Below are 26,492 nucleotides of genomic sequence, written 5' to 3'. Positions count from 1 at the left end.
CCGAGGGGCGATCCGCTGCCCGCGCGTGGGGCGCCGAGGGCGTGGTGGGGGCAGCGGATCGAATGGGACGGCAGCACATGTCTGCAGTGGGAGCATTCATGCTGATGTCCCAGGTGGGGGCGATGGCGATGGCCGGGACACCAACGGCCATCGCCGCGCATCCCGATGCGGCGGCCAGCAGCGCGCCGGAAGCGGCAGCGCCAGCGGCGGCCATGTCGGTGTCGGCAGAGGCCTATGCCGAACGGCTCGCGCGTGATCCGGCCAATCCCGAGCTGCGGTTTCGCCTCGGCATGGCGCTGATGGAAGCGGGGCGAACGCGCGAGGCGATCCGGCAGTTCCGACATTTGCTGGCCGATCAGCCGCAGGCCGTGCGTGTGCGGCTGGAGCTGGCGCGCGCTTATTATGTCGCCCGGGATTATGCCAATGCCGAGCGACAGTTCCGTCTGGCCGGCGCGGCCAATCTGCCCGCGATCGTCTCCGCCAATGTCGATCGCTACCTCAAGTCCATTCGCGAGATGCGATCCTGGTCGTTCAGCGCCTCCTTCGCGCTCGCGCCGGATACCAACATCAATGCGGCGACGGCGGCGGAAACGATCGAGCTCTACGGCCTGCCGTTTGACCTGTCGGAAGCAGCCCGCCGGTCGAGCGGGGTGGGGGTCTATGGGCAGATCGGCGCGGAGTGGGCGCCGCGTCTGTCCGCCCGGGTTCGGCAGCGATTTGGCGCATCCCTCTCGCGGCGCGATTATCAGGGGCAGCAGTTCGACGACATGGTGCTGAGCGCCTATCTCGGCCCGCGCGTGACGCTGGGCCGGTTCGCGCTGGCCGCCGCCGGCACGGCCTCCCGCCGCTGGTATGGGGGGCAGCCCTATAGCCGGATGCTCGGCGGTCAGGCGGATGTCGCTTACTATCCGGGCACCCGCACGGCGATCAGCCTGCAAGCCAGCGCGAGCGACCTGCGCCATAAGGGCGCCACGCATCTGAATGGGGCGCTGCTCGGCCTGTCGCTGGGCGTCACGCGCTCGCTGGACAAACAGAGCCTCGGCAATTTGCGCGTCGGCATCAATCGTCACGATGCGGCCAACCGCGCTTTTGCCCAGACCTCCTACACGGCGGGCGCTATCTACGCGCGCGAATTGCCGATGGGCTTCTCGCTCTCGCTGCAGCCCGGTTTTTCCTACAGCCGCTTCGATGGCGTGTTTGCCGCGTTCGGCACGGCGCGGCGTGACACGAGCTACAGCCTTGGCGTGAGCGCGCTCAATCGCAAGGTGACGCTTGGCCGGTTTGCGCTGCGCGTGGGCGTCTCGCATACGATCAACGAGAGCAATATCGCGCTCTACGCCTACCGCCGTACGCGCTCGACATCGGCGTGACGACGATTTTCTGATCTGGCGGGCATGCGGTCTGCGCGCAGGGCGATCACGCTGCGCCGTAGCGTCCGGGTCGTGCCGGCGGGCACGCAGGCTTGTCGAGGGGACTGTCGCGTCGCCCGCAAGGGGTTGAAACCAAGCGGGTAGCCGATAAGTTTGGCCTCATGTGACGCGACACTGCGTTTTCCCAAGGATTGAGGTTTTCCGACAAATGCCTTCAAAGCATGTTCTTGCCCCGTTGAGCGCCGTCGCGCTCGCGCTGTCCACGCCGCTCGCCGCCCAGAAGGCGGAGACCATCACCGCGCCATGGACCGGCCCCTATGGCGGCGTGCCCGCATGGGACAAGGTGGACCCGGCGGCATTCCCTGCCGCGTTCGAGGCGGTGATGGCCTCGGTGAAGGCGCAGTTCGAGGGTGTGCTGGCCAGTAAGGCCGCCCCGACGTTCGACAATACCATCACCGCGCTTCAGAAGGAGACGCTGTCCGACCGGGTGATGCCGATCTGGGGCGTGTATGTCTCCAATCTCTCCAATGACGACATCCGCCGCATTCAGGGTGAGTGGAGCCCGAAGCTCAGCGCCTTCTTCAACGAACTGACGCTCGATCCGCGCTATTTCGCGCGGGTGAAGGCGCTCTACGACAAGCGCGACACGCTGGGCCTCGATGCCAAGCAGATGCGGCTGCTGACCCGCACTTATGAGGATCTGGTCGCCAACGGCGCCATGCTGGATGCCGCGCAGAAGAAGGAGCTGATCGGCATTGAGACCGCGCTGGCGCAGGAGTTCAGCAGCTTCCAGAACAAGGTGCTGGCCGATGAGGAGAAGTTCATCACCTTCACCAGCGAGGCCGATCTCGTGGGTTTGCCGGCCGACTTCGTGGCGACGATGAAGTCTGCGGCGCAGGACAAGGGCGTGGATGGCTGGCTGCTGATCAACACCCGTTCCTATGTGCAGCCCTTCCTCGAAAGCTCGACGCGGCGCGACCTGCGCAAGAGCGTGTTCGAGGCGTTCGCCAATCGTGGCGACAATGGCGATGCCAATGACACCAATGCGACCATCGCGCGGATCGTGGCGCTGCGTGCCCAGCGGGCGAAGCTGCTCGGGTTCAAGACACATGCCGAATACCGCATGCGCGACACCATGGCGCAGACGCCGGACAAGGCGATGGCCCTGATGATGAAGGTGTGGCCGGCAGCCGTGGCCCGCGTGCGCGAGGAAGTGGCGGACATGCAGGCTATCGCCGATGCGGAGGCAAAGGCCGGCAAGGGGCCGAAGATCACCATCGAGCCCTGGGACTATCGCTTCTACGCCGAGAAGGTGCGCAAGGCGAAGTACGACCTCGATCAGAATGAGGTGAAGCCCTATTTCCAGCTCGACAAGATGGTCTCCGCCATGTTCGACATGGCGAACCGGCTCTACGGCTTCACCTTCACCGAGAATAGCGGCGCCGTGCCGGTCTTCCACCCCGATGTGCGGACCTTCGAGGTGACGCGCGGTGGCAAGGTTGTCGGGCTGTTCTACCTCGATACCTGGGCACGCACCGGAAAGCGCTCCGGGGCGTGGATGACCACCTACAAGGGGCAGGATCATCTCAACGGCAATGAATATGTGCTGGCGTCCAACAATAACAATTTCGCCAAGGGCAGCGCCGGGGTGCCGACGACGATCAGCCTCGACGATGCGACCACGCTGTTCCATGAGTTCGGCCACGCGCTGCATTATCTGAGCTATGACATCACCTGGCCGGGGCTGGGCACGACGCCGCGCGACTTCGTGGAATATCCGAGCCAGGTTCATGAGAATTGGGTGCTGACGCCCTATATTCTCGAGACCTATGCGCGCCATTTCCAGACGGGCGCGCCGATCCCCAAGGCTCTGGTCGACAAGATCAAGGCCAGCGATACCTTCAACCAGGGCTTTGCCACGGTCGAATATCTCTCGTCGGCCATCGTGGACATGAAGCTGCACAATCGTCCCGACGCGCCGACCGATATCGACGCGTTCGAGCGGGAGACGCTGGCGGAAATCGGGATGCCGAAGGAGATGATCATGCGGCACCGCCTGCCGCAGTTCAATCACCTGTTCTCATCCGATGCCTATTCGGCGGGCTATTACAGCTATTTGTGGTCCGAGACGATGGATGCGGACACCTGGGCTGCCTTTGAGGAGACCGGCAATGTCTGGGACCCGGCGCTGGCCGCGCGCTTCAACAAGGCGCTGCTCTCGACCGGCAACGAGACCGACCGGGCCGAAGCGTACCGCGCCTTCCGTGGTCGCGACCCGGATGTGAATGCGCTGCTGCGCAAGCGGGGCTTCCCTGTTCCGGCGCAGTAATCCCGCCTCAATCCGTGCGATTTGCTTTTTGTTAGTGCGGGGAACCCGCCTCGATTTGGAACGAATGCCCCGGGCAGGATTTCTGAATTAGACTGAGTAGATAGCGGATATAGGACGGATGCTGATTTCACAGGAGGAAGAAGCGCGGCTGCGCGCCTCTTTCGAGGCGTTTATCATGGACCGGAGTTTTCCGTGCGTGGGGGCCAAATCGGCTCTCTCGCGCGGGACGCTTAACATTCTGGTGGGCTGGTCCATCGACAGCGGCTGGGATGACCTGCGGCTGCACGGCGAATTGATGGCCTGGGCGCAATCCTATGCGAGCGACCCGGGGCTGTTCCGCAGCCTCGCGATCATTTTCGCGCATGCGGCGCCGCTGGACGAAAAGGCCTATGAGCAGGCGATGTGGGACCGCCTGCAATCGCTGGCCGACAAGGACGCATGGCTTGGCCTGCCCTATGATGAGCGGGTGAGCCGCGATCCGGACGATCCCCATTTCTCGCTGAGCTTTGGCGGCGAAGCCTTTTTCGCAGTGGGCCTGCATCCGGCGGCGAGCCGGCCGGCGCGGCGTTTCGAGCGGCCGGTGATCGTGTTCAACCTGCACGATCAGTTCGAGCAATTGCGTCAGGAAGGGCGCTACGAAAAGATCCGCGAGACGATCATCGCCCGCGATGTCGATCTTGCCGGTGAAGCCAACCCGATGCTTGCACGCCACGGCACGAGTAGCGAGGCCGCGCAGTATAGCGGGCGGCATGTCGGCGAAGACTGGAAATGCCCGTTCCATGACCCCCGCGAGGTCGCGTGATGGCAGAGCGTATTCCGCCCCGTTCGGGCGTGGCGTTCGAACTGCGTGCCGGCCAGTATCTGACCGTGATCGACCCGGAAGGGTGCCAGGTGGCGGACCTGCTGGCCTATAATCGCGCGGATATCGGCGAGGTGCTCAGCAATGGGCGCACTCTGGATTATGAGGAGACCATTCGGCTGACGACGGGCAACAGGCTGTGGTCGAACCGGTCCAATGTGCTGCTGACGATCGAGCAGGATACGGTCGGCTGCCATGATTTTCTGCTGACGCCGTGCAGCACCGATACCTTCCTACATTTTTATCCGGACAAGCCGGTCGTTCCGGGTTGTTTCGGCAATCTGGCAGCGGCGCTCGCGCCCTATGGAATCACGGCCGATATGATCCCGGTCGCGTTCAATTGCTTCATGAATGTGCCGGTGGGGGCGGACGGCAAGATCAGTGTTCTGCCGCCGCTCAGCTCGGCGGGCGACCGGATTGTCCTCAAGGCGGAGATGGATCTGATCATCGGCCTGACGGCCTGCTCGGCTTATGCCAGCAATGGCGGGAGCTTTCGGCCGATCGATTATATGGTTGAAGATCTGGTTTAGGGCGTTGCGACCCGGTCTCCCCTCCTCTTTAGGGGATCGTTGCAAAACGGTGTGACATTTGATTCACTTGCCTTGCGTTGAGGAGGCAGGTGATGACAGGTCAGCTCGGTTTTGCGGAGGGTTGGGTATCGCCCAAACTTGGTCGGAACGAGAGCCTGGATCGGCTATCGCAGGACGTGCGGTGGTATCGGTTCGAGAAGCTGCTGGTGCGGCTCGATCAAGGGGGCGGACGGCCGCCGTTTCCACCGTTACTGATGCTCAAGGCCTTGCTTTTACAGCAGTTCTATGGGCTGTCGGATGCCGATCTGGAAGAGGCGATCAACGATCGGGTGTCGTTCCGGCGGTTCATCGGCCTGCCGCTCGAAGCCTCGTCGCCCGATCACACGACGCTGTGCCGGTTCCGCAATCGCCTGGTCGAGGCCGGGCTGAGTGAAAAGCTGTTTGGCGAGTTCTCGCGCCAGTTGGAGGCGCGCGGTATCGTGCTCAAGCGCGGCACGATGATCGATGCCTCGCTGGTGGCAACGCCCTTCCGCCCCGGCTCGAGCAGCGGCACGCGCGAGGCAGTGGACGATGATGCGACGCTGACCATGCGCAAGCATCGCGCGCATTATGGCTACAAGGTGCATATCGGCACGGATCAGGACAGCCGCCTGATCCGCCGGCTGGTACTGACCGGAGCAAACGTGGCCGACACCGACATGGCAGAGCGCCTCGTGTGCGGCGACGAGCAGGCGGTCTATGCCGACAAGGCCTATGCCAAGCGGGCGCGGCGACAGTGGCTCAAGGCAGCCGGGATCAAGCCGCGGATCATGCACAAGACTTGGGGCGGCGGCCCGCCGCTTACACCCTTGCAGCGCCGCCACAACGACCTGATCTCCCCCATCCGTGCCCAGGTCGAGGGCGTGTTCGCCACGCTCAAGCGATGGATGGGGTTTACGGCGGTGCGCTATAACGGCCTGAAAGCAAACCGAAGTCACTGCTTTCTGCTCGCCCTTGCCTACAACATGAAGCGATCGCTTAAACTGGCCTGAGCCAGACACCAGAACGCCAAGAGGGCGGCCTCCCGATGCCGGAACCCCGCCCTCTTCAGGGGCACAGTACGTACCCAGATCCACGGTCGCTTACGAAAAAGACCCAATTACCCCTTTCGCAACGATCCCCTGAAGAGGAGGGCTCAGGTCGCGCTCGCTATCGCTTCGTCAACCAGCGCAGCCGCCTCAGCGCAAACGCCGGTCGTTGGCCGTCACGGCGCTGTGATAAGGCGCGAGCATCTTGCCCGGTAGCGCCATCATGGCGACGGTCGTCGCCACATTGCGCTCCATCATCCGCATCCAGTCATGGGGCCAGAAGGGCTGGCCCGAGGCGAGGCGCTGCATGTCGCGGGCGTTGGCCGCGCCGGTCTGGCGCAAGCGGCGGGCGCCGCGATCCTGCGCGCGGGCCGCCTTGCCGAAGGCGTCAGTCTTTTCCGTCACCATCAGGCTGAGCTCGCGACCATCGGCGGTGAAGGGGGACTGCCATGCCGCCATGATGATCGGCGTGCGGGCGAGCAGGACATTGTGCGTGCTCACCATCGTCTCGGTGGCCCGAATGCAGGTCTGCGCGAAATCGAACCACATCGAAAAGGGGTTGGCAGTCATGGCGGTGCTCCTGTTGCAGGAGCACAATGAGCGAGAGGCGGATTGGCCCCCGGCGCGCCGGCTGATTATTATCATCCGGATGGTTAGGCGTGGCGGCGTGTCAGGCGATCCAGAGGCGCAGGACCCAGGCCACGACGCCGAGCACGCACACGCTCGCCAGCCAGATGCCCGCCATCCAGCCGAGGCGCTGCCACAGCGGTGCCTCTTCCGGTATGCGGGTCAATGATAGCCCTCATGGCCAACCTTGCCCCGGAAGACCCAATAGGACCAGCCGGTATAGGCGAGGATGAGCGGCAGGGTGATCGCGACGCCGACCAGCATGAAGATCTGGCTCTTCTCAGGCGCTGCCGCATCCCAGATGGTGATCTGATCCGGCACGACATAGGGCCAGATGGTGACGCCAAGACCCGCCATGCCGAGGAAGAACAGGGCCAGCGCCAGAAGGAACGGCATCAGTTCGCGCCGCGTCTTGAGCGCGTAGAAGAGCGCGCCGGCGACGATGGCGGTGAGCAGCGGCACCTGGCTGGCGAACAGGATGTTCGGCATTTCCAGCCAGCGGGCGCGATAATCGGACAGCAGCAGCAGATTATAGGCGCTCACCGCACCCATGAGCAGCAGCGTGGCGATCGCCGCCTTGAAGGCGAGCCGATAGGCATGCTCCTGCACCTCGCCTTCCAGCTTCCAGATCATCCAGCAGGCGCCGAGCAGGGCATAGCCCGCGACCACGCCGGCGCCGGTGAGCAGGGTATAGGGCGTCAGCCAGTCCCACCAGCTGCCATCATAGGAGCGCCCGGTGACGTCGATGCCCTGCAGCAGCGCGCCGAGGATCATGCCCTGCGCCAGCGCGGCGACCACCGAGCCGCCGAAGAAGCACATGTCCCACAACGCGCGGTGGCCCGGATCGCGCCAGCGGAACTCGAAGGCGACGCCGCGAAAGACGAGCCCCAGCAGCATGGCGATGACCAGCGGGTAGGTGGCCGGCAGGATGATCGCATAAGCCAGCGGGAAAGCAGCCATCAGGCCACCGCCGCCGAGCACCAGCCAGGTCTCGTTGCCATCCCACACCGGCGCCACGGAGTTCATCGCGCGATTGCGCCCGTGGCCGACCGTGATGGTGGGGAACAGGATGCCGATGCCCAGATCGAACCCGTCCATCACCACATAAGCGAAGACGGCGAAGGCGATGATGAACGCCCAGATGACCGTGAGATCGATCATGAGTCGGCCCTCCCCTGTACTGTCGGCTGAACTGGTGACGTCGACCTGGGGTCGCCTTGTGCAGGACCAGGTGTGATGCCGGCGGTCCGGATCGGACCGCGTTCGGTCTCCTCCACGCCCGGCTCGCCCGGGTGCGGCGCTGTGTTCATGAGCCGCAGGATATACCAGGTGCCTGCGCCGAACACGGCGAAGTAAATGACGACGAAGGCCAGCAGCGAGGCGGCGACGGCCGGCGCGGCGAGCGGAGAGGCCGCATCGGCAGTGCGGAGCAGGCCATAGATCACATAAGGCTGACGGCCGACTTCGGTCGTCACCCAGCCGGCGATGACGGCGACGAAGCCCGCCGGCCCCATGACCAGCGCGAAGCGGTGCAGCAGCGACCAGTCATACAGGCCCTTGCGCCACCGCGCCAACAGGCTGGTCATGCCCAGCGCGAGCATGAGCATGCCCAGCCCGACCATGATGCGGAAGGACCAGAAAACGACGCCAACCGGCGGGCGCTCGTCAACGGGAATGGTCTTGAGGCCCTCAATCGGGGCGTGGATGTCGTGCTCGAGGATGAGGGAGGTCATGCCGGGAAGTTTCACGGCATAATCCACCCGCTCTTCCTTGGCGTTCGGCACGCCGAAGAGAATGAACGGCGCGCCATCCGGATAGCTCTCATAATGGCCCTCCATGGCGAGCACCTTGGGCCGCTGATGCTCCCAGCTGTTCAGCCCGTGCATGTCGCCGACGAAAATCTGGATGGGCGCGACCAGCGCGATCATCCACATGGCCATGGAGAACATCTTGCGCGCATGGGCATTGGCGCGATCGCGCAGCAGATGCCAGGCGCCGACCGCGCCGACGACCAGTGCCGTAGTGAGATAGGCAGCGGTCACGGTGTGGACGAGGCGGTAGGGGAAGCTGGGATTGAAGATGATCGGCAGCCAGCTGTCACCGGGGAGGAACTGGCCGTTCGCGCCCATGATGTGGCCCTGCGGCGTCTGCATCCAGCTGTTGACCGACAGAATCCAGAAGGCCGAGACGAAGGTGCCGATGGCGACCATCAACGTGGCGAAGAAATGCAGCTTCTTGCCGACGCGGTTCATGCCGAACAGCATGACGCCGAGGAAGCCTGCCTCCAGAAAGAAGGCGGTGAGGACTTCATAGGCCATCAGCGGCCCGATGACCGGCCCGGCGACATCCGAGAAGACCGACCAGTTGGTGCCGAACTGGTAGGACATGACGATGCCCGAGACGACGCCCATCGCAAAGACGATGGCGAAGATCTTCAGCCAGTAGCGGAACAGGTCGATGTAGACCGACTTGCCCGTCTTGAGCCACAGCCCTTCGAGAACGGCAAGAAAGCTGGCCAGGCCGATCGAGAAGGCCGGAAAGATGAAGTGAAAGCTCACCGTGAAAGCGAACTGGATACGCGCCAGCAGGAGAGCGTCGGCCTCCGCGAACATAGCACTGGTCCCTATATGGTTCCCATGGTCGACGGCTCGTGGCGCGTCGATGGGCCGGTCCTACCAGTCTGGCGCTGGAGATTGAAGGGTTGCTCGGAACTCTCCGGCAGCGTTGCCCGGAAGCCACAGTTTTTGTTCTGGAATCTTGGGCCGGGTGACACAGCGCTCAGGAATGAAGAAGGCCGCGACCAGCATGAGCTGGCCGCGGCCTCCGTTCAAATCGTAGTGAGAGAGATCAGAACTTCTTCTTCACGCTCACAGCCCATTCGCGCGGACGACCGGGCTGGCCATTGGAGTAACCCTGGCCACCGACCGTCTGGTCATAGATGGTCAGCAGATAATATTCGTCGAGCAGGTTGGTCACTTCGAGCGAGACATCGAGATCCTCATCCGCATTCCGCCAGGTCAGACGGGCGTTTGCCACGCCATAGGCGTCGATGCGGTTACTCGCGCGGTTGGCCGAGACCGTATAGACCTTGCTCTGGTACGAGGCGTCGATGCGCGGCGTCAGCGAACCGGAATTACCCAGATCGATGCGATACTGCGCGCCGATGCTCCACTTCCACTTGGGCGTGTAAGGCGCATAATCGCCAAACTGCGGGCCATTGAGGTTGGTGGGTCCACCGACGGCCACCGTGGAGGTGCCGGACGTGTAGGTCCCGAACTTCTTGTAGTCGAAGTCGATGTAGCTCAGCGATCCATCAAGCGTCATGCCCTCGACCGGGCGGATGGTGATCTCCGCTTCCAGACCCTTGATGTCGGCATCGCCGGCGTTGACGGGAAGCGCGCAAGGCGCACCGAAGCCAGCCCCGGTGATCGCCGTGCAATTGCTGAGGGTAAGCTGGATTCCCTTATACTTGCTGAGGAAGGCCGCGACGTTGAAGCGTACCATGCGATCGAAAAGATCGGTCTTGAACCCAAGCTCGTACGCGCTCAGCGTTTCCGGCCCGAAGGAGAGGGCCTGCTGGACGAAGAACGGACGGGGATTCACGCCGCCCCCTTTGAACCCGGTGGAAAACTGGGCATAGGCCATGATGTCCGGCGTAAAGGCATATTGCACGTTGGCGCGATAGTCGACGCGATTTCCGCTATACTTGCCCACGGTGCCGTTCAGCGGCAACACGCCGTTCGCCGCAAGCGAGGTCGCATCCAGATAAGGCCGCTGGCGGACATAGGTGTAGGTCTTGGACTCCTCGGTATAGCGAATGCCGCCTGTCAGGGTCAGCTGTTCGACCGGGTTCCACGATAGGTGAGCAAACACAGCCTTGCTGTCTGCATCTACCGGATCGCTCTGCTGGAACTGCAGGCCAGAGGAGCGCAGGTCCTGGAAGGATGTGTAGACCGACTTCTGATCGCTGTAATAGCCGCCCAGGGTGAAGTTGATCTGGTCGTTGACCTTTCCGTTCAGGCGCAGTTCCTGGCTGAAGAAGCGGAAAGTCAGCGGGCCATAGCCGAGGCTGTGGGCCATCGGCGACACGTCGTTGTCGTTGGAGAAGTTGGACGTGTACTCGCGATAGGCGGTGATCGAGTTAAGCTGGAAATTTGGCGAGATTTCCCAGTCGATCTGTCCGGAGAGACCCCAACCCTTGAAACGCACGCGTCCGTCGCCAGAGGCGGCGCGATAGGTGAGCGGCTGACCCCCGACGAGGATCGGCTGGCCGTTCTGACCGATCGCGGTGTCCGCGGGCATGTCATAGGTCGCGAAGTTGCAGTAATTGCCGCAGATGAAGCGGTTGTCATAGGCCAACTGGTTGGCATTGGCGGTATTGCCGATCGGGAACGGGTTGATGTCCCGCTGTGCGGAGGCGGTCGCATAGTTCTGCGCCGGTGAGGAGCCGGGCGCCGGGGTCAGCGGCAGCGGGTAGCGCGGCGAGGCCACCGTGCCATCCGGATAAGTGCGCAGCAGCAGCACCGAGCCGGCCGCGACGCGATCGTCGTCGGTGTAGTCGCCGATAATATTGATATCGATCGTGTCGCTGGGGCGCAGGCGCAGTTGCGCGCGCGCTGCGATGTAGTTGACCTCTCCTTCCTTGGCGAGCACGCAGTCCGGACGATTGGTGCGCGCGGGCACACCGCCGACGGGATTGATCAGCTGCGGAGCGCGGGTGGGATTGGCTGCGGTGGCGAAGGCCGGCGTGAAGGTCGCCGTGCCGCCAGCGGGATACATACAGCCAAAGTCGAGCCGATCGACATAGCCTTCCTGCTTCTTGGCGACGCCGGCAATGCGCATGTCAACGCCCTGTGCCAGATTGAAGTCGGCACTGCCGCGCAGATCGATGCGGTTGCGGCTGCCATAGGCTGCGGCGACATAGCCGGTGTTCGTGCCTTCCGGCTTCTGCGAATAGAGCTTCACCGCGCCGCCGATGGAGTTACGGCCGGCCAGCGTGCCCTGCGGGCCGCGCAGCACTTCCACCCGATCGAGGTCGAGCAGATCGAGGATCGAGCCGGTCAGCGTGGCGTAATAGACGTCGTCCACATAGAAACCGACGCCCGGTTCGACCGCCGGGTTGAAATCGAATTGTCCGACACCGCGGATATTGGCGCCGAGCGATGGGCCAAAGGCAGCGCCCTGTGGCTTCAGTGTCACAGAGGGGGCCTGGTTGGCGACCTGGCTGATATCGGTCTGGCTGCGTGCCTCCAGCATCGCCGAATTCACCGCGGTGATGGCGATAGGCGTATCCTGCAGATTTTGCTCGCGGAACTGTGCGGTGACGATGATGTCGCCGTCGCTCGCGGCCTGCGTATTGCCCGCCTGCGGCGCGGCTTCCTGAGCAAAAGCATTGGTCGACGAGATCAGCGCGATCGCGGACGACAAGAGCGCAAAACGGAACTTTCTCATGACATCTCCCCTGTGTGTAATTTATTTTGTCCTACTATAATTGGGATATCTAAGGATGCGAAGCGCAAAATCGGGACTGGCCGTTTCTTTCTTCCGACCGGTCGAGGGACCCTGATCGGGCAGACCGCCGCCAAATTACGGCAGGCAAAGGCCTTTGCCTTCTCCAATGGTGCACGCGGACTTGTTTCATGATGCACGGGCGCAACAGTGGCTGCACTGTAAGCGGCTTGACTTGGAAGCGGTCTCACGAAACAATCTCTCGCAAAGAGATAATGCGGGCGGCCGGTCCTAAGAGGGATGCGAGCGGCCCGGCCATGAGGACGGGAGAGGGCAGTGGGCGCAGCGCGCAGAGTCTCGACTGAGGACATCCCAGACCGCGACCGGCTGGGGTTCTGGAATGCCGGCGCCGCGGCTATCGGCGGCGTCGAAGCCGACCGGATCGAGGACCACGCCTTTCAGGGCGTCGTCGTCCGGCGGGCGCTCGGCGATGCCAAGGTCTTTCGGCTCGACACATCCCCGCATCGCGCGGCGTGGACGCGGCGCCTGATTGCCGCAGGCGAAGGCGATCCGCATGTCCGCATCTGGTTTCAGCACCGCGGCTCGACAATCGTCTCGACCCGCCATGGCGAACATATCGTGCGGGCCGGGCAATGGTCTGTGAGCGACGGGCGATATCCCTATGTGGCGACGCATCTGGAAGCCTCGCGCAAGCTGGCGTTGCAACTGCCGCTCGGTCGGCTGGCGCGCCACGAGCAGGACGCAATCGCCCGGCTGCCCGGTGCGCTGCAGGTCGGCGGCGGTATCGCACGGATGCTGCAGGCCTGCCTGCACGGCGCGATTACCACGACTGCCGAGACGGACGACCGGCTTGATGCCGATCTTGGCGAGACGATGATCGATTTCATGCGCATGCTGCTGCACGAGCAGCGGCTGGGCAGCGACGTGGCGCCGATGCGCGAACTCACCCAGGACCGCATCCGTGCGTTTGTGCGGCGGAACGTCGGCAATCCCGCTCTATCCGTGGATATGATCGCCCAGGCGATGAAGTGCTCGAAGCGCTATGTGCACAAGGTCTTCAATGGCGATGAGACGATCAGCGAGTATATCTGGGGAACGCGGCTTGAAAGCTGCCGCGCCGCGCTGGCGTCGCCCAAGGCGGCGCAGACGACGCTGACGCAGATCGCCTTCGAGAACGGCTTTAGCAGTTCCGCGCATTTCAGCCGCGCCTTCCGGGAAAAATTCGGCACCGCCCCCAAGGCGTACCGCGCGCAGATGCTGGATGCCGGTTCACGCACGGACAAAACGCGCAGGTCCGCCCTGACAAGCGCGGGGACGTGACGATGCTAGGCTGACAGCCGATCGAGTGGAGGGTGTGATGCGGTTGGTTCTGGCGCGTGTGGGAGCATTGATGATGATGGCGATGTCGAGTGGCGCGGTGCAGGCCGAGGCTGGCTGCGACAAAGCCTGTCTTGAAGAAATTATGGGGCAATATCGGGCGGCCTACCTGGCCCATGATGTCTCGGCTGCGCCCTTTGCCGATCATGTGCGCTTCACGGAAAACAATATCGAGATGGCGTTTCCCGATGCGAGTTGGGATACTGTGACGGAGGAAGTCGGTACGGCGCTGACGCTCTCTGACCCGCAGACCGGCCAGGCCGCTGCGTTCATGGCCATCAACCAGAGCGAAATTCCCGGCTATCTCGCCGTCCGGCTGAAGATCGAGAACCGGAAGATCACCGAGGTCGAGCACATGCTTTCGACCAAGCGCAACCTGAGTTCGCCGCCGACGCCGTTTGCGGAGCCCAAGGATTTCGTGCGTCCCGCCGACCGTGCCGCACCAGTGCCTCAGGCGCGCCGCAATAGCCGTGAGGAATTGCTGAGCCTGGGCGATGGCTACTTCCAGACGCTGGAGAATAACATCGGCGAAATCCGCAACACGCGCTTTGCGCCCGATGCGATCCGCTACGAAAACGGCATGATCTTCGGCGATATCGAGAAGGATTTCCGACTGGGTCGCTATGCCTTCAACAATAAGGTCAGGCGGGTACCGATCCTCGTCGATGAGGAGCGAGGCATTTCCTTGTTCCGCGGCTTCATCGATCACAAGGGCGTTCTGGCCGATTACACCCTGACCGACGGCACACCGCGGCGATCCATCTTCCGCGAGCCGCATAGCTGGGCGCTGCTGGAAATGTTCAAGATCCAGGGCGGTATGATCACCGGGGTGGAGGCCACCTTCATCACGGCGCCCTATAATGCGACCTCGCCCTGGGGGCCGGACAACGGGAAGTAGGCGCGGACCGAAGAGGCGTATCGAAGCATCGTATCGAAGGGCCGACCCTTCGATACGCCGCTTCGACAAGCTCAGCGGCTACTCAGGACGAACGGAGGGAATGTCCTTGCGGTCCCCGCGCGCCTAGCCTTCCACCAGATCGCCCATGATCTCGCGCGCGAGCTGGCCTGCATCGGGCTCCACGCGGCAGGACTGGTCGAACAGCATCGTCGCGCGGGTGCTCCGCTCATACGTGGCCCAGTGGGGCAATCCGCTCGCCTGATCATTGGGATCGCCATTGGTGGCGAAGGCGACCCAGGCGCTGCTCATCTTGGCCGCGAGCATGGCCGGGGCGTCGCCCTCGCCCAGCAGGGCACGGGCGGACTGCGGCGTATTCAGAATGAACGGCGTCTCCATCGTGTGGAGGGCGCCCAGCTTACCGCCGAGCGCGGGGCTCTGATAATCGAGCCGGTACATGAAGGCGGGCGCGCCTTCCTTGCGCTCGGCCTGCGCGATGATCGGTGCCTGGATGGAATAGTCGCTGAACAACTGGAGGAAGAGCCGGCTCGGCGTGGCACCGGGATAGGCCTGCCGGTAGCGGCTGAGGACTCTGCCGGTGCGGTCGCCGAGAAACGCCTGGGAGCGGGCCTCGAGGCCGGCCTCGTCCAGCGTGAAGGCGCCGGGATCGTTGCCCCAGAAGAAGCTCATTTCCTGCGCGTTGCAGCCGATGAGCATCGGGATGGCGTTGGTGAGCGGCGCCGCGCGGGGCGAGAAGGGGTGTTGCGGGAGCAACAGCGGATCGAGCACCGGGGCGAAACAGGGCAGATGCGTGAAGTTGCGCGGCTTCAAATCGTCCGCGACGGCGTGATAGCCGGCAAGCAGGGTCTGGACCGGCAGGGTGAGCAGGCTCTGCCAGTCGTGGCGCGGGATGTTCAACCGGTGCAGCAGCCGGTCCGTCGCTGTTGCGGCATCGTCCCGCTCCATGAAGCGCAGCGCCGGGCCGCTCTGCACGCCGGCACGGTGGATGAGGCCCTGCGCGGCGGGGCTGCTCATCAGGAAGCTGGTCTTCATCCCGCCGCCGGAGGTGCCGAACACCATGATGCGTGCCGGGTCGCCGCCGAAATTCTCGATATTGTTGCGGATCCAGCCGAGCGCGGCGATGATGTCCTGCATTCCCGCATTGCCGGCATGCGCGAATTCGTCGGCCTCCGTCAGGCCGGCGAGGTGGGTGTAGCCAAAGGCATTGAGGCGATGGTTGAGGCTGACGAACACGACATCGCCGCGCGCAGCGAGCGTGCTGCCGTCCACCGCCGAGCCTGAGCCGCCATAGAAGAAGCCGCCATGCAGGGAGACCATCACCGGCCGCTTGCGGCCATCGCGCAACCCGCTGGTCCAGATGTTCAGGAACAGGCAGCCCTCCGATTCCGGGATCGGCGGGGGTGGGGGCGGCGCATTGGCCGGGCGCGGCAGTTGCGCAAGGATGACATAAGGCGGGCCGGGCGGCGGATTGGGGTTGGATTGCGGTGCGCTGGCCCCGAATGCGAGCGCATCGGCAATGCCCGTCCAGCTCTCCGGCGCGACGGGCGGGCGGAAGCGCTCGGCCCGCGCATAGCGAATGCCGCGAAACGCCATCACATCGCCTTCGAGGCGGCCGCGCAGGCGCCCATAGTGCGTGTCGGCAATCGGTTCGGATGATGTCATCGCAAAAGCCCTTGGCAGAATGATGGCAGGAGCGGTCGTCGCAGCAAAGACGGCTTTCAATGCCGTTCGTCTGCTGACGCCGGGGTGAGCGGGCATGGCAGGCTCCTCTGGTTCGCCTCATTCTAGGAAGTCCGGCCCCCTCGCAATTTGCGGACAGGGAACTCTTGTTCGTCTGCCGGCGAACTGGGCTGCCGAAGATGGCCGGCGCGCGCGCATGAGGGTCGACAGGGCGCATCGCCCGCGCCAAGGCTGGAGCGGACATGAGCGAGGCGGCGGTGGAACGAACAGAGCAACTGAAAGAGAGGGGCTTCCAGTTGGCCGGGCTGGAGCACACCTTCGGCTTTTTGCTCCATGCGGCCTGGCGCGATGCCTCCACGACCTTCAACCGCTTCTTCGCCGGCACGGACATGACGCCGAGCGCTTATTCCGTTCTCCTGCTGATCCACAGCAATCCCGGTTGCGCGCCGGGCGACCTCTCGGAGATCATGGGCATCACCTCCAACAACATGACGCGCCTTCTCGACGATCTGGTCAAGCGCGGCTTCGTGGCGCGGGAGGTGAGCGAAGCGGATCGTCGCGTGCGCCTGCTGCGGATGACGGCGGCGGGCACGGATTTCCTGGCCGAGTTGCGGCGCTGCCACGATGCCTACGAGGCGCATTTCGATGCGCGCATCGGGCCGGAGCGGATCGCCCAGCTTTGCGATCTCTTGCGCCGGTTCGGCTGACCGCCCGCTGCCGGACGTGGCGCAAGGCGGTTTGCCCACCGGCGGCTTGTTCCCGGCAATGCAAAGCACGATGCGTCGCCAGTAAAGCCCCGCGGGGCCGGCCCTTCTAACGACCATGTGCAATTGCAGGAGAGCAGCACGTGTCGGTGGAGTCGGACAATCGGGCGCATCGTCCCCGGTTGGCGCATGAACTGGGGCTTCTGGCCAGCCGCCGCCAGATGTTGCGCGGGGCGTGCGTCGGCGCCTTGCTGATCGGCGCGGGCGGCTCTGCGGTGCTGGCGCGCGCGAGCGGACCAACCCGGATGGACGCCGTGCTGTCCTTCCATTCCGACGAACCGTGGCTGGACCGCACCGGCCGCGCCGCGCCCTGGCATCCGCCGTGTGGGTGCCGCAGCGGCGAGGGCGTGGAGCCGCTGTCCGACGAGATGCTGCGCAGAGTGAATTGTTATGTCTGAACGGGTCTGCCGAGATGTGCGGCGGCCCTTGACCGGAGGTTCAAGTGGTCGATTTTTCTTCTGATCCGGCCAAGCGCGGCTTCTTTTCCGCGCAGCGCTACGATGCCGAGATTCTCGAATGCGAAGTGCAGGGCACACTGCCCGCCGATCTGGTCGGCACCTTCGTACGCCTGGGGGGCGAATGGTATTATCCGCCGAGCAAGCCGGACGATGCGATGCTGCACACCGACGGCTATGTCAGCACCTTCCGGTTCAAGGATGGGCGCGTCTCCTACAAGGGCAAGTTCGTCCGGACGCCGCGCTTCCAGGCCAATCTCAAGGCGGGCCGTCAGCTCTTTGGCTATTATCGCAATCGCTTTACCGACGATCCCAGCGTGCAGGGCATCGACGGCACCGTGTCCAATACCACCCCGCTGGTGCATGGCGGCAAGCTGTTCACGCTCAAGGAGGATTCGCTGCCCCAGCAGATCGATCCGGTGACGCTGGACACGATCGGCGCGTGGGATTTCGACGGCAAGTACAAGAGCCAGACCTTCACGGCGCACCCGAAGATCGACCCGTTCACCGGCGAGATGATCGCTTACGGCTATGAGGCGACCGGGCCTGCCTCCAAGGACGTGTTCGTCTATGCGATGGACAAGGCGGGCCGGGTGACGCGCGAGACCCGGTTCGAGGTCCCCTATGTCTCGGTGATGCATGACATTGCCTTGACCGAGAAGCACATCCTCTTCCCGTTCGGTGGTTATGTCACCAGCATGGAGCGCTTGCGCGAAGGCAAGGTTCACTGGGGGTGGGACCGCAGCAAGGACAGCTACATCGGCATCATGCCGCGCGACGGCGACGGCAAGGACATCCGCTGGTTCAAGGGCCCGGAGCGGTGCATGATGCACACGTTCAACGCGCAGACCATCGGCAACAAGGTGGTGTTCTACGCCCCCTTCTACGATTCCAATTTCTTCCCCTTCTTCCCTAATGTCGATGGCTCGCCCTGGGACCCGACACGGGCCAAGGCCTATGTCCGCCGCCTGACGTTCGATCTCAATTCCAAGAAGGATAGCTGGGAGGAGGAGATCCTGTTCCCGCTGCCCATCGGCGATCTGGGGCGGATCGATCCGCGTTATCTGACGCAGGAAAACCGCTATTGCTTCACGGGCTTCACCGATCCGACCCGGCCGTTCGACGAGGCGCGGGCGGGCAATCTGCGCGGGCGCGTGACGAACAGCTATGCCCGGTTCGATCTCCATACGAACAAGGTCGATCGTTATTTCCCCGGCGATACGCACAGCCTGCAGGAATGCACCTTCATTCCGCGCAGTGCCGATGCGCCGGAGGGCGACGGCTATCTGATCGGCACGGCTTCCAATTATGCGGAGATGCGCTCCGAGCTGATCATTGCCGATGCGCAGCGGCTGGAGGAGGGCGACATCGCCCGCGTGATCCTGCCGTTCCGCGCAGGTCCGCAGGTTCACGGCATCTGGGTTCGGCCGGACGAACTGGCGCCATTTCCAAAAGCAGGAGGCATCGATGCGTGATGAGAGCGAGGCCCTTGAGGCTGCAAAAACAGGAGGAGAGAGATATGGCCATGACGAGACTGCGGTGCCTGGCTCTGACGGCCGTCGCGATGGGGCTGGTCATGACCGGTAATGCCCAGGCGCAGAGCCTTTCGGCGGAGGACTATGCGGTCGCGCGCGCCGAGATCGTCAACCTGTCGAACCGGCTCATGATCGCGTCCGACGCGCGGGATGCCGAGACCTATGCGGAGAGCTTCGCCAGTGACGGCGTGCTGGACTGGATCGGCGGGGTGGAACATGGGCGCGAAGCGATCCGCAAGGCCATCGAGGAATGGCGCGGCCAGATCGCGAAAAAGGCGACGATTCCAGCGGACGCCAAGTCGCAGCCACGCACGCGGCATTATGTGCTCAACCACGACATCACGGTGAACCCGGACGGCAAGACCGCGTCGGGCCGGGTCTACTGGTTCGCGCTGACGAACAATACGCCGCAAACCGATGTGCAGGTGCTCTACTTCGGCCATGTCATCGAGGATTATGTGAAGGAGGACGGCAGGTGGCTGTTTTCCAAGCGCGCGGTGTTCAACGAATCTCGCCATAATCGGGCATTGTTCTACCCCGAACTGGGCGAGAAGGACCCGCGGCAATTGGACTGAGAGGCTGTGGTGGGCGTGCGCGGTTCCCGCAAGGGCAGCCATCGCTGGCCTTGCGTGCCCCGGGCGCGTCTGGCACGGGCGGCTGGACGGTCTGCCCGTCCAGCCACACCCGCCTGATCCGGATGCCTCGCCTGTCATGAGCCTGCGTCTTGCCATTTTCGATTGCGACGGAACGCTGGTCGACAGCCAGCACAGCATCGTCGAGGCCATGGATGGCGCGTTTCGCGCGGTGTCGCTGGTGCCGCCCGACCGCCAGCAGTGCCTTTCGGTCGTGGGCCTCTCCTTGCCTTATGCGATTGCCCGGCTGGTGCCCGATGGCTCCGACGCGCTGCGCGACGAGATTTGCGACCATTATAAGCTGCGCTTCCAGCATCTGCGCGCCTCTGGTGGGCTGCGCGAGCCGCTGTACCCGGGCATCGCCGATCTGCTGGATCGGCTCGAAGCGCAAGGCTGGCTGCTCGCCATCGCCACCGGTAAATCGGAGCGGGGCTTGCGGCTGCTGCTCGAGCATCATGGCATGTCGAAGCGCTTCATCTCGCTGCAGACGGCGGATCGCAATCCCTCCAAGCCGGACCCCGCGATGATCGGCGCGGCGCTTGCCGAGGCGGGCGTCGAGCGGGCCAGCGCTGTCATGATCGGCGATACCAGCTTCGATATGCTGATGGCGCGGGCGGCCGGGGTCCAGGCGCTGGGCGTGGCCTGGGGCTATCATCGCGCCGAAGAGCTGATCGAAGCCGGTGCTGCATCCGTGGCCATGGACAGTGCCGAGCTGGCGCGCCATATCGGGCTTTCATGACAGAGACGACATCCAAGAGCGCCGGTCCGGACCCGTCCGACGCCGCAGCGCAGACCCGCCGAGCGGCGGCAGCCAAGCAGCGCTTCTATGCGATCAGCCTGTTCCGGCTGTCCGGCGCGTTCATCCTGCTGTTCGGCATGGCAATCTCGCTGGAGCGGTTCGATTGGGTGCAGGGCGACAAGGCGAAGTGGATGGGCGTGATCGTCTCCACCGTCGGCTTCATCCAGTTTCTCATCGTGCCCCGGATGCTGGCGCGCGCGTTCGCGACGCCGAAGGACAAAAGCTGAGCCCCGACATGAAGCGGTTCTGGACTTCCGCGCAGGCGATCGCGAGCGAGGACGGCTGGTCGATCGGGCTGGACGGGCGCGCAGTGCGCACGCCCGCGCGCGCGCTGCTGGTCGTCCCCGGTGCGGCGCTGGCGCAGGCGATTGCGGAGGAATGGAACGGGCAGGGCGAGAAGATCGACCCCGCCACCATGCCGATGACCGGCTTTGCCAATGCGACGATCGACCGCGTACTGCCGGCTTTAGGCGACTTTCGCGGGCAGGTGGCGGCTTATGCCGAGAGCGATCTGCTCTGCTACCGCGCCGATGGACCGCAGACGCTGATCGCGCGGCAGGAAGCCCAATGGCAGCCCTTGCTGGATTGGGCGAGCGAGCGCTTTGGCATCGCCTTCGTCGTCACGCAGGGCATCATCCCGGTGGATCAGCCGGCGCTGACATTGGCGGGCCTGCGCGCCGCCGTCGAGGCGCTCGATCCGTGGCTGCTGGCTGGCTTCGCCACGCTCGTGCAGATCAGCGGCACGCTGGTGGGTTCGCTCGCGCTGATGGAAGGCAGGCTGTCGGCGGAGGATCTGTTTGCGGCGGCGAGCCTGGATGAGGCCTGGCAGGCCGAGCAATGGGGCGAGGATGCCGAAGAGAGCGCGCGGCTCGCACGTCGTCGCACAGATTTCCTCAACGCGGCGCGCTATTGCGCGCTGGCGGCCGAGCGCTGAGCGTTCCCTTGCTCCACGATTTGGTCTAGGGCGCGAACCATGACGCAAGCCGCTCTCGAAATTCAGGATCTCTGCAAGACCTACAAGGGCGGCAAGCGCGCTCTGGACGGCGTGAACCTCACCGTGCCGCGCGGCAGCATCTACGGCCTGCTCGGCCCCAATGGCGCCGGCAAGTCGACGATGATCAACATCCTCGCCGGGCTGGTCAACAAGACCAGCGGCACGGCGCGGATCTGGGGGTTCGACATCGACAAGGATGCGCGCAACGCGCGGCTCTCGATCGGCATCGTCAATCAGGAAATCCTGTTCGATCCCTTCTTCACGCCGCTGGAAACGCTGGAAAATCAGGCGGGCTATTATGGCGTGCCCAAGGCGGAACGGCGCTCGATGGACCTGCTGCGCGCGGTGCACCTTGAGGACAAGGCATCGGCTTATTCGCGCACGTTGTCGGGCGGCATGAAGCGGCGGCTGATGGTCGCCAAGGCGATGGTCCATGCCCCGCCGATCCTCGTGCTGGACGAGCCCACCGCCGGCGTGGACATCGAGCTTCGCCAGCAGCTCTGGTCCTATGTCCGCTCGCTCAACGCGCAGGGCGTGACCATTGTGCTCACCACCCATTATCTGGAGGAAGCCGAGGAGTTGTGCGATCGCATCGCGATCATCAATCACGGCCGGCTCATCGCGGACAAGCCGACGCGCGAGCTGGTCGGCATGGCGCGGGAAAAGGTGGTGGAAGTCACCGTCGACCGCGACCTCGGGACGCTGCCCGCGCATGACCGGTTCGAGCGAGTCGAGCGGTCCGACGCGCGGAGCCTCAAGATCACCTATCTCAAGGACAAGGCCACGGCGGGCGATGTGCTCAATGTCGTGCAGGCGCAGGGCTACAGCATCGTGGACGTCTCCACGCATGATCCTGACCTTGAAGACGTCTTCCTGACTCTCACCCGCGCGGACGGTTGAAGAAATCTCTCACGCGTCAGGCACGACGCGCAAAATGAAGGCCGCCGATTTGCACCGGCGGCCTTTCATGTGTTCAGACTGAGCGGGGCTCAGGCGAAGCTGGTCGAAACCCGACGACGACGCAGTTGCATGCCGGCGAGCGCGAAGCCACCGATCATGAGAGCCCAGGTCGCCGGCTCGGGAACCGCAGCCATCGACACATTGTCAACCACGAAGTCGGCGGCCGTGCTGCCGTCACCGAAGAAGTTGAACTTCAGATTGGCAGGGCCGCTGTTCGTCGCGGTGAACTGCGTGGTGAAGGTGTACCAGGTCTGCGGCGTGGTGCCGCTCACGCTGCCCGCCGTGAGGCTCAGCCCGGCCGGCACGTCGTCGATCAGGAACTGGAGCGAGGCGTCGAACGGATTGCCATAGCCATTCAGCGGCACGAAATAGTCGAACGACAGATAGTAGCTCACGCCGGCAACCACGTTCACGCTCTGCGAGAGCGAGTCAGGGTTGGCCGTGTCGGACGAGAAATAGGCGCCGTAGGTGCCGCCGCCAGCCGGGGCGGGAATGGATTCGCCATAGGCACCTGTCGGGTAACCCGAGCCCTGACCATAAGCGATCACGACCGGAGCCGTGCCGCCGCCGACATTGCTCAACGACCAGCCGCTGAAGCTGCCCGACTCGAAGCCACCATTGGTTACGAGATTGGCCGCCATGGCGGGGCCAGTCAGGGCGAGCGCGACAGCCGTCCCCAGAAAATAAAGTGATTTCATGATCTTTTCTCCCACACGCAAACGCACAAGGCGTCACACGACGCTTTGTACTCCATTTCGCGATATATTTCCTCTTCGTTAACTATCTTCCCTTGAGTTTCCGCCGAATAATCGGAAAGATCGTTCTCGATCAGTCTATTACGAGCTGCCGCATTGCAAAGCGCCGCGCGCAGGCTAGGACACGGCATTGCGCGCCATTCCACCACGCGGCCGCTCGGGACTTTGTGCATGACCATTTCCACGCATGACATCATCATCATCGGATCGGGCGCGGCCGGCCTGACCGCCGCCATTAACCTGGCGCAGACGCACAAGGTGCTGGTGCTTGCCAAGGGCGCGCTCGATTCCGGATCGACCAACTGGGCGCAAGGCGGCATTGCTGCGGTGCTCGATGGCGGGGACAGCTTTGCGGCGCATGTCGAGGATACCATGGTCGCCGGCGCGGGGCTGAACGACCGGGCGACGGTGGAGTTCGTCGTATCCGAAGCGCCTGCCGCGATCGAGAGGCTGGCGGCGCTGGGCGTGCCGTTCAACGCGGGCGAGGCCTTTGGCGAGCGCTGGCATCTCACGCGCGAGGGCGGGCATTCGCACCGCCGCATTGTGCATGTCGATGATGCGACCGGCCATGCGGTGCAGGTCGCGCTGATGGCGGCCGCGCGTGCCAATCCGAACATCACCCTGATGGAGAATATGGTCGCGATCGACCTCATCACCTCCCGTCATGGCGAGCGCTATTCCGGCGATGGCCGGGTGTGGGGTGTCTATGCGCTCGACAGCAAGGCCGGGCGCGTGGAAGCCTTTGTGGGTCGGGCGACGATCCTCGCGACGGGCGGGGCAGGCCGCACCTATCTGTTTTCCACCGCGCCACGTGGCGCGACCGGGGACGGGATCGCCATGGCCTGGCGGGCCGGCTGCCGCGTCTCCAATATGGAAATGATGCAGTTCCATCCCACTTGCCTTTACAATCTGGAGGTCAAGAACTTCCTGATTACCGAGGCGATGCGGGGTGAAGGCGGCAAGCTCAAGCTGCCCGCGGGCGTGCCCGGTGGCGGCGAGCGGTTCATGGACCGGTTCGATCCGCGCGGTGAACTCGCGCCGCGCGATGTCGTGGCCCGCGCCATCGACCATGAAATCAAGCGGCTGGGGCTGGATTATGTCCATCTCGACATCAGCCACCAGCCGCCCGAGTTCATCAAGGAGCATTTCCCGACCATTTATGCGCGGCTGCTGAGCCTGGGCATCGACATCACCAAGGAGCCGATCCCGGTGGTGCCGGCGCAGCATTACACCTGCGGCGGCGTGGTGATCGATCTTGATGGCCGCACCGACCTGCCAGGCCTGTATGCAGCGGGTGAGGTGACGGAAAGCGGCCTGCATGGCGCCAATCGCCTTGCCTCCAACTCGCTGCTCGAATGCTTCGTCTTCGGCGAGGCCGCCGCCAATCACATCCGCGCGACATGGGCAGATCTGCCCGCCCCGCCGCCGATCCGGGCGTGGGACGAAAGCCGTGTGACGGACAGCGACGAGGAAGTCGTCGTGACCCATAACTGGAAGGAAATCCGCCGGTTCATGTGGGATTATGTCGGCATCGTCCGTTCGACCAAGCGGCTGGAGCGGGCGCAGCACCGCGCCGACCTGCTCGCGCGCGAAGTGGATGACTATTACGGCAATTTCCGCGTGACGTCCGACCTCATCGAGCTGCGCAACCTGCTCGAAGTCGCCCGGCTGATCATTCGCAGCGCGCTCAAGCGCAAGGAGAGCCGCGGCCTGCATTACACGCTCGATCATCCCGACATGCTGCCGGAGGCGGTCGACACGGTGCTGGTGCCCTGACGTCAGAATGAGCAAAAAAAGGGCGCGATGGCCAGGCCGTCGCGCCCTGAGGTTCTGACTAGGAGGGAAAACAGCAGAGCTGCCTTCAACGCTTCGACTGCGGATCGTCGCGTCACAATGTTTATGTGCGATGCCGGCAGTGCGCGCTTTGACAGAGATCAAACCGTTGCGATTTGCAATAATTAGGGCAGCGCTTGTTCCCGCGACATCCTCACTTTGTCGCAAAAGGGATTCGGTACACCGCAACTGATCGCTTCGTTCTGGAATTATGCGCAGGGCTCGGTCAGTATATCCCTATGTTCGGCAAGGAAGATTTCAGCGCGTGAGGCAGGGTCTGGGGCCATTGTGGGCGGGGCTCGCGGTGCTTGCATTGGCGAGTTCGTGCACCGCCATTCCGTCATCGACACATCCAAGCGCGCGGATCGCGGCGCCGGCGCAGCCCGCCGTCCGCTACGCGCCGCCGCGTGAAGTCGTGCAGCCGGTCCCGCAGCAGGCCGCCGTTCAGCGGGTGCAGCGCGGCGGCACGGTGAGCGCGCCCTGGCTGCCCAATCGCAATGCCGTTCCCACGCCGCGCGTGCCGGTCACGGCGGCGCCGCCCGCGCTGGTCGCCAGCATTCAGGCGCTGGGGCGCCAGTTCAATGGCAAGGTCGGCATCGCGGTGCAGAGCGTGGATGCGAGGTGGACCGTCTCGCACAATGGCGATCTGCTCTTCCCGCAGCAGAGCGTCTCCAAGCTGTGGGTGGCGATGACCATGCTCGATGCCGTCGACCGCGGCAAGCTGACGCTGGACCGGGATGTCACCATCCGTCCGTCCGACCTGACGCTCTTCCATCAGCCCATCGCGGCGCTGGTGAACAGCGAGCAGGGTTATACCACCTCGCTGCGCAGCCTGTTCGAGCGGGCGATGACGCAGAGTGACAATACCGCGAACGATTCGGTTTTGCGCACCGTTGGCGGGCCGGACGCCGTGCGCAGCTATCTGGCGCGGCGGTTTATCGGAACGGACAGCATCAGGTTCGGCCCCGGCGAGCGGCTGTTGCAGAGCCAGACGGCCGGGCTGACCTGGTCGCAGAACATGTCCGCCGGGCGCAATTTCTATGCCGCGCGGTCCAACCTGCCGCGCTCCGTGCGCGAGCGGGCGCTCGACAGCTATCTGGCCGATCCGCCTGATGGCGCGGCGCCGCTGGCCATCGTGGGCGCGCTTGCGCGGCTCCAGAAGGGCGAGATGCTCTCGCCATCTTCGACGCAGATTCTGCTGGCGACGATGGAGCGCGCCAAGACCGGTCCGCAACGGATCAAGGCCGGGGTTCCGGCGGGCTGGACCTATCTCCACAAGACCGGCACCGGGCAGGATCTGGCGCCGCGTTCGACCGGCTATAATGATGTCGGCATCATGACCGCGCCGGATGGCTCGAGCTATGCGATTGCGGTGATGATCGGCGAGACCACGGTGGGCATTCCACAGCGTTGGGAGCTGATGCAGGCGGTCTCCCGTGCGGTCGGCACGCTGCATCAGGGCGGCGCCCGCTACAGCGCCGCGCGCTGACCATAGCTTTCGTTTAGGAAATGCCGCTAAGAGCGGGGCGGGGCGGCGTCGA

At 64.1% G+C, this 26,492-nt stretch carries 24 protein-coding genes; 17 read left to right on the top strand and 7 right to left on the bottom strand.

Annotated elements, in window-relative coordinates; genetic code table 11:
- Positions 1-98 precede the first annotated feature (98 nt).
- From M2336_RS00250 to M2336_RS00230, 5 genes are all read left to right on the top strand, one after another.
- The gene (locus M2336_RS00250; RefSeq protein ID WP_264592471.1) at positions 99-1,370 is read left to right on the top strand and encodes a porin family protein; all 1,272 of its coding nucleotides are present in this window, start codon (positions 99-101) and stop codon (positions 1,368-1,370) included.
- Between the two features lie 208 nt (positions 1,371-1,578).
- A complete protein-coding gene (locus M2336_RS00245) occupies positions 1,579-3,699 on the top strand; it encodes a M3 family metallopeptidase (RefSeq protein ID WP_264592470.1) in 2,121 nt (706 codons plus the stop codon).
- A 118-nt stretch (positions 3,700-3,817) separates the two neighbouring features.
- Positions 3,818-4,501, top strand: a complete 684-nt coding sequence (gntA, locus tag M2336_RS00240) for a guanitoxin biosynthesis heme-dependent pre-guanitoxin N-hydroxylase GntA (protein WP_264573468.1) — start codon at positions 3,818-3,820, stop codon at positions 4,499-4,501.
- A complete protein-coding gene (locus M2336_RS00235) occupies positions 4,501-5,088 on the top strand; it encodes an urea carboxylase-associated family protein (RefSeq protein WP_264573467.1) in 588 nt (195 codons plus the stop codon). Before gntA ends, M2336_RS00235 begins: the two co-directional genes overlap by 1 nt.
- Before the next feature lie 92 nt (positions 5,089-5,180).
- Positions 5,181-6,119 carry an IS5 family transposase gene (locus M2336_RS00230; protein ID WP_264573466.1) on the top strand — a complete coding sequence of 313 codons (939 nt, stop codon included), beginning with the start codon at positions 5,181-5,183 and terminating at the stop codon, positions 6,117-6,119.
- Positions 6,120-6,305: 186 nt separating this feature from the next.
- Here the strand turns inward: M2336_RS00230 and M2336_RS00225 are convergent, their stop codons facing one another.
- The 5 genes from M2336_RS00225 to M2336_RS00205 all read right to left on the bottom strand — a co-directional run bounded on the left by M2336_RS00225 (position 6,306) and on the right by M2336_RS00205 (position 12,233).
- A complete protein-coding gene (locus M2336_RS00225; protein WP_264573465.1) occupies positions 6,306-6,725 on the bottom strand; it encodes a hypothetical protein in 420 nt (139 codons plus the stop codon).
- 100 nt (positions 6,726-6,825) lie between these two features.
- Positions 6,826-6,948 carry a DUF2474 domain-containing protein gene (locus M2336_RS00220; RefSeq protein WP_264573464.1) on the bottom strand — a complete coding sequence of 41 codons (123 nt, stop codon included), beginning with the start codon at positions 6,946-6,948 and terminating at the stop codon, positions 6,826-6,828.
- Entirely contained in the window at positions 6,945-7,943 is a 999-nt protein-coding gene (gene cydB / locus M2336_RS00215; protein ID WP_181560456.1) for a cytochrome d ubiquinol oxidase subunit II, read from the bottom strand. Before cydB ends, M2336_RS00220 begins: the two co-directional genes overlap by 4 nt.
- Complete coding sequence (locus M2336_RS00210; protein ID WP_264592469.1) at positions 7,940-9,394, bottom strand: cytochrome ubiquinol oxidase subunit I; 1,455 nt, start codon at positions 9,392-9,394, stop codon at positions 7,940-7,942. The genes cydB and M2336_RS00210 overlap by 4 nt, the downstream gene beginning before the upstream one ends.
- Before the next feature lie 235 nt (positions 9,395-9,629).
- A complete protein-coding gene (locus M2336_RS00205; RefSeq protein ID WP_264592468.1) occupies positions 9,630-12,233 on the bottom strand; it encodes a TonB-dependent receptor in 2,604 nt (867 codons plus the stop codon).
- Positions 12,234-12,566: 333 nt separating this feature from the next.
- Between M2336_RS00205 and M2336_RS00200 the strand changes: the two genes are divergently transcribed.
- Together M2336_RS00200 and M2336_RS00195 are read left to right on the top strand one after the other, a co-directional pair.
- Positions 12,567-13,571 (top strand): helix-turn-helix domain-containing protein, encoded by a 1,005-nt coding sequence (locus M2336_RS00200; protein WP_264592467.1) that lies wholly within the window; start codon positions 12,567-12,569, stop codon positions 13,569-13,571.
- A gap of 37 nt (positions 13,572-13,608) precedes the next feature.
- Positions 13,609-14,526: a hypothetical protein gene (locus tag M2336_RS00195; RefSeq protein WP_264592466.1), complete on the top strand. Its 918-nt coding sequence runs from the start codon at positions 13,609-13,611 to the stop codon at positions 14,524-14,526.
- 123 nt (positions 14,527-14,649) lie between these two features.
- On the opposite strand, the gene M2336_RS00190 is transcribed toward M2336_RS00195, so the two are convergent.
- Entirely contained in the window at positions 14,650-16,206 is a 1,557-nt protein-coding gene (locus tag M2336_RS00190; RefSeq protein ID WP_264573459.1) for a carboxylesterase/lipase family protein, read from the bottom strand.
- Between the two features lie 260 nt (positions 16,207-16,466).
- Between M2336_RS00190 and M2336_RS00185 the strand changes: the two genes are divergently transcribed.
- From M2336_RS00185 to M2336_RS00150, 8 genes are all read left to right on the top strand, one after another.
- The gene (locus M2336_RS00185; protein ID WP_264573458.1) at positions 16,467-16,931 is read left to right on the top strand and encodes a MarR family winged helix-turn-helix transcriptional regulator; all 465 of its coding nucleotides are present in this window, start codon (positions 16,467-16,469) and stop codon (positions 16,929-16,931) included.
- A 140-nt stretch (positions 16,932-17,071) separates the two neighbouring features.
- Complete coding sequence (locus M2336_RS00180) at positions 17,072-17,386, top strand: hypothetical protein (RefSeq protein ID WP_264592465.1); 315 nt, start codon at positions 17,072-17,074, stop codon at positions 17,384-17,386.
- A gap of 44 nt (positions 17,387-17,430) precedes the next feature.
- Complete coding sequence (locus M2336_RS00175; RefSeq protein ID WP_264573456.1) at positions 17,431-18,918, top strand: carotenoid oxygenase family protein; 1,488 nt, start codon at positions 17,431-17,433, stop codon at positions 18,916-18,918.
- 44 nt (positions 18,919-18,962) lie between these two features.
- The gene (locus tag M2336_RS00170; RefSeq protein ID WP_264573455.1) at positions 18,963-19,553 is read left to right on the top strand and encodes a nuclear transport factor 2 family protein; all 591 of its coding nucleotides are present in this window, start codon (positions 18,963-18,965) and stop codon (positions 19,551-19,553) included.
- Between the two features lie 136 nt (positions 19,554-19,689).
- Positions 19,690-20,349: an HAD-IA family hydrolase gene (locus tag M2336_RS00165; protein WP_264573454.1), complete on the top strand. Its 660-nt coding sequence runs from the start codon at positions 19,690-19,692 to the stop codon at positions 20,347-20,349.
- Positions 20,346-20,636, top strand: a complete 291-nt coding sequence (locus M2336_RS00160; RefSeq protein WP_264573453.1) for a purine permease — start codon at positions 20,346-20,348, stop codon at positions 20,634-20,636. The genes M2336_RS00165 and M2336_RS00160 overlap by 4 nt, the downstream gene beginning before the upstream one ends.
- Positions 20,637-20,644: 8 nt before the next feature.
- A complete protein-coding gene (locus tag M2336_RS00155) occupies positions 20,645-21,343 on the top strand; it encodes an ATP12 family chaperone protein (RefSeq protein ID WP_264573452.1) in 699 nt (232 codons plus the stop codon).
- A gap of 39 nt (positions 21,344-21,382) precedes the next feature.
- On the top strand, positions 21,383-22,303 hold the full coding sequence (locus M2336_RS00150; RefSeq protein ID WP_264573451.1) for an ABC transporter ATP-binding protein: 921 nt from the start codon (positions 21,383-21,385) through the stop codon (positions 22,301-22,303).
- A gap of 89 nt (positions 22,304-22,392) precedes the next feature.
- On the opposite strand, the gene M2336_RS00145 is transcribed toward M2336_RS00150, so the two are convergent.
- Entirely contained in the window at positions 22,393-23,061 is a 669-nt protein-coding gene (locus M2336_RS00145) for a PEPxxWA-CTERM sorting domain-containing protein (RefSeq protein ID WP_264571130.1), read from the bottom strand.
- Between the two features lie 228 nt (positions 23,062-23,289).
- Here M2336_RS00145 and nadB point away from each other — a divergent pair, with 228 nt between their 5' ends.
- Positions 23,290-24,894, top strand: coding sequence for an L-aspartate oxidase (gene nadB / locus M2336_RS00140; RefSeq protein ID WP_181560443.1), 1,605 nt, complete (start codon positions 23,290-23,292; stop codon positions 24,892-24,894).
- A gap of 322 nt (positions 24,895-25,216) precedes the next feature.
- Entirely contained in the window at positions 25,217-26,440 is a 1,224-nt protein-coding gene (locus tag M2336_RS00135; RefSeq protein ID WP_264573450.1) for a class A beta-lactamase-related serine hydrolase, read from the top strand.
- The last annotated feature ends 52 nt before the right edge of the window (positions 26,441-26,492 follow it).

Source organism: Sphingobium sp. B1D7B (assembly GCF_025961965.1).
Classification (GTDB): Bacteria; Pseudomonadota; Alphaproteobacteria; order Sphingomonadales; family Sphingomonadaceae; genus Sphingobium.
The sequence above is the reverse complement of the archived record's forward strand: the minus strand, read 5'-3'. Positions and strand labels throughout refer to the sequence as shown.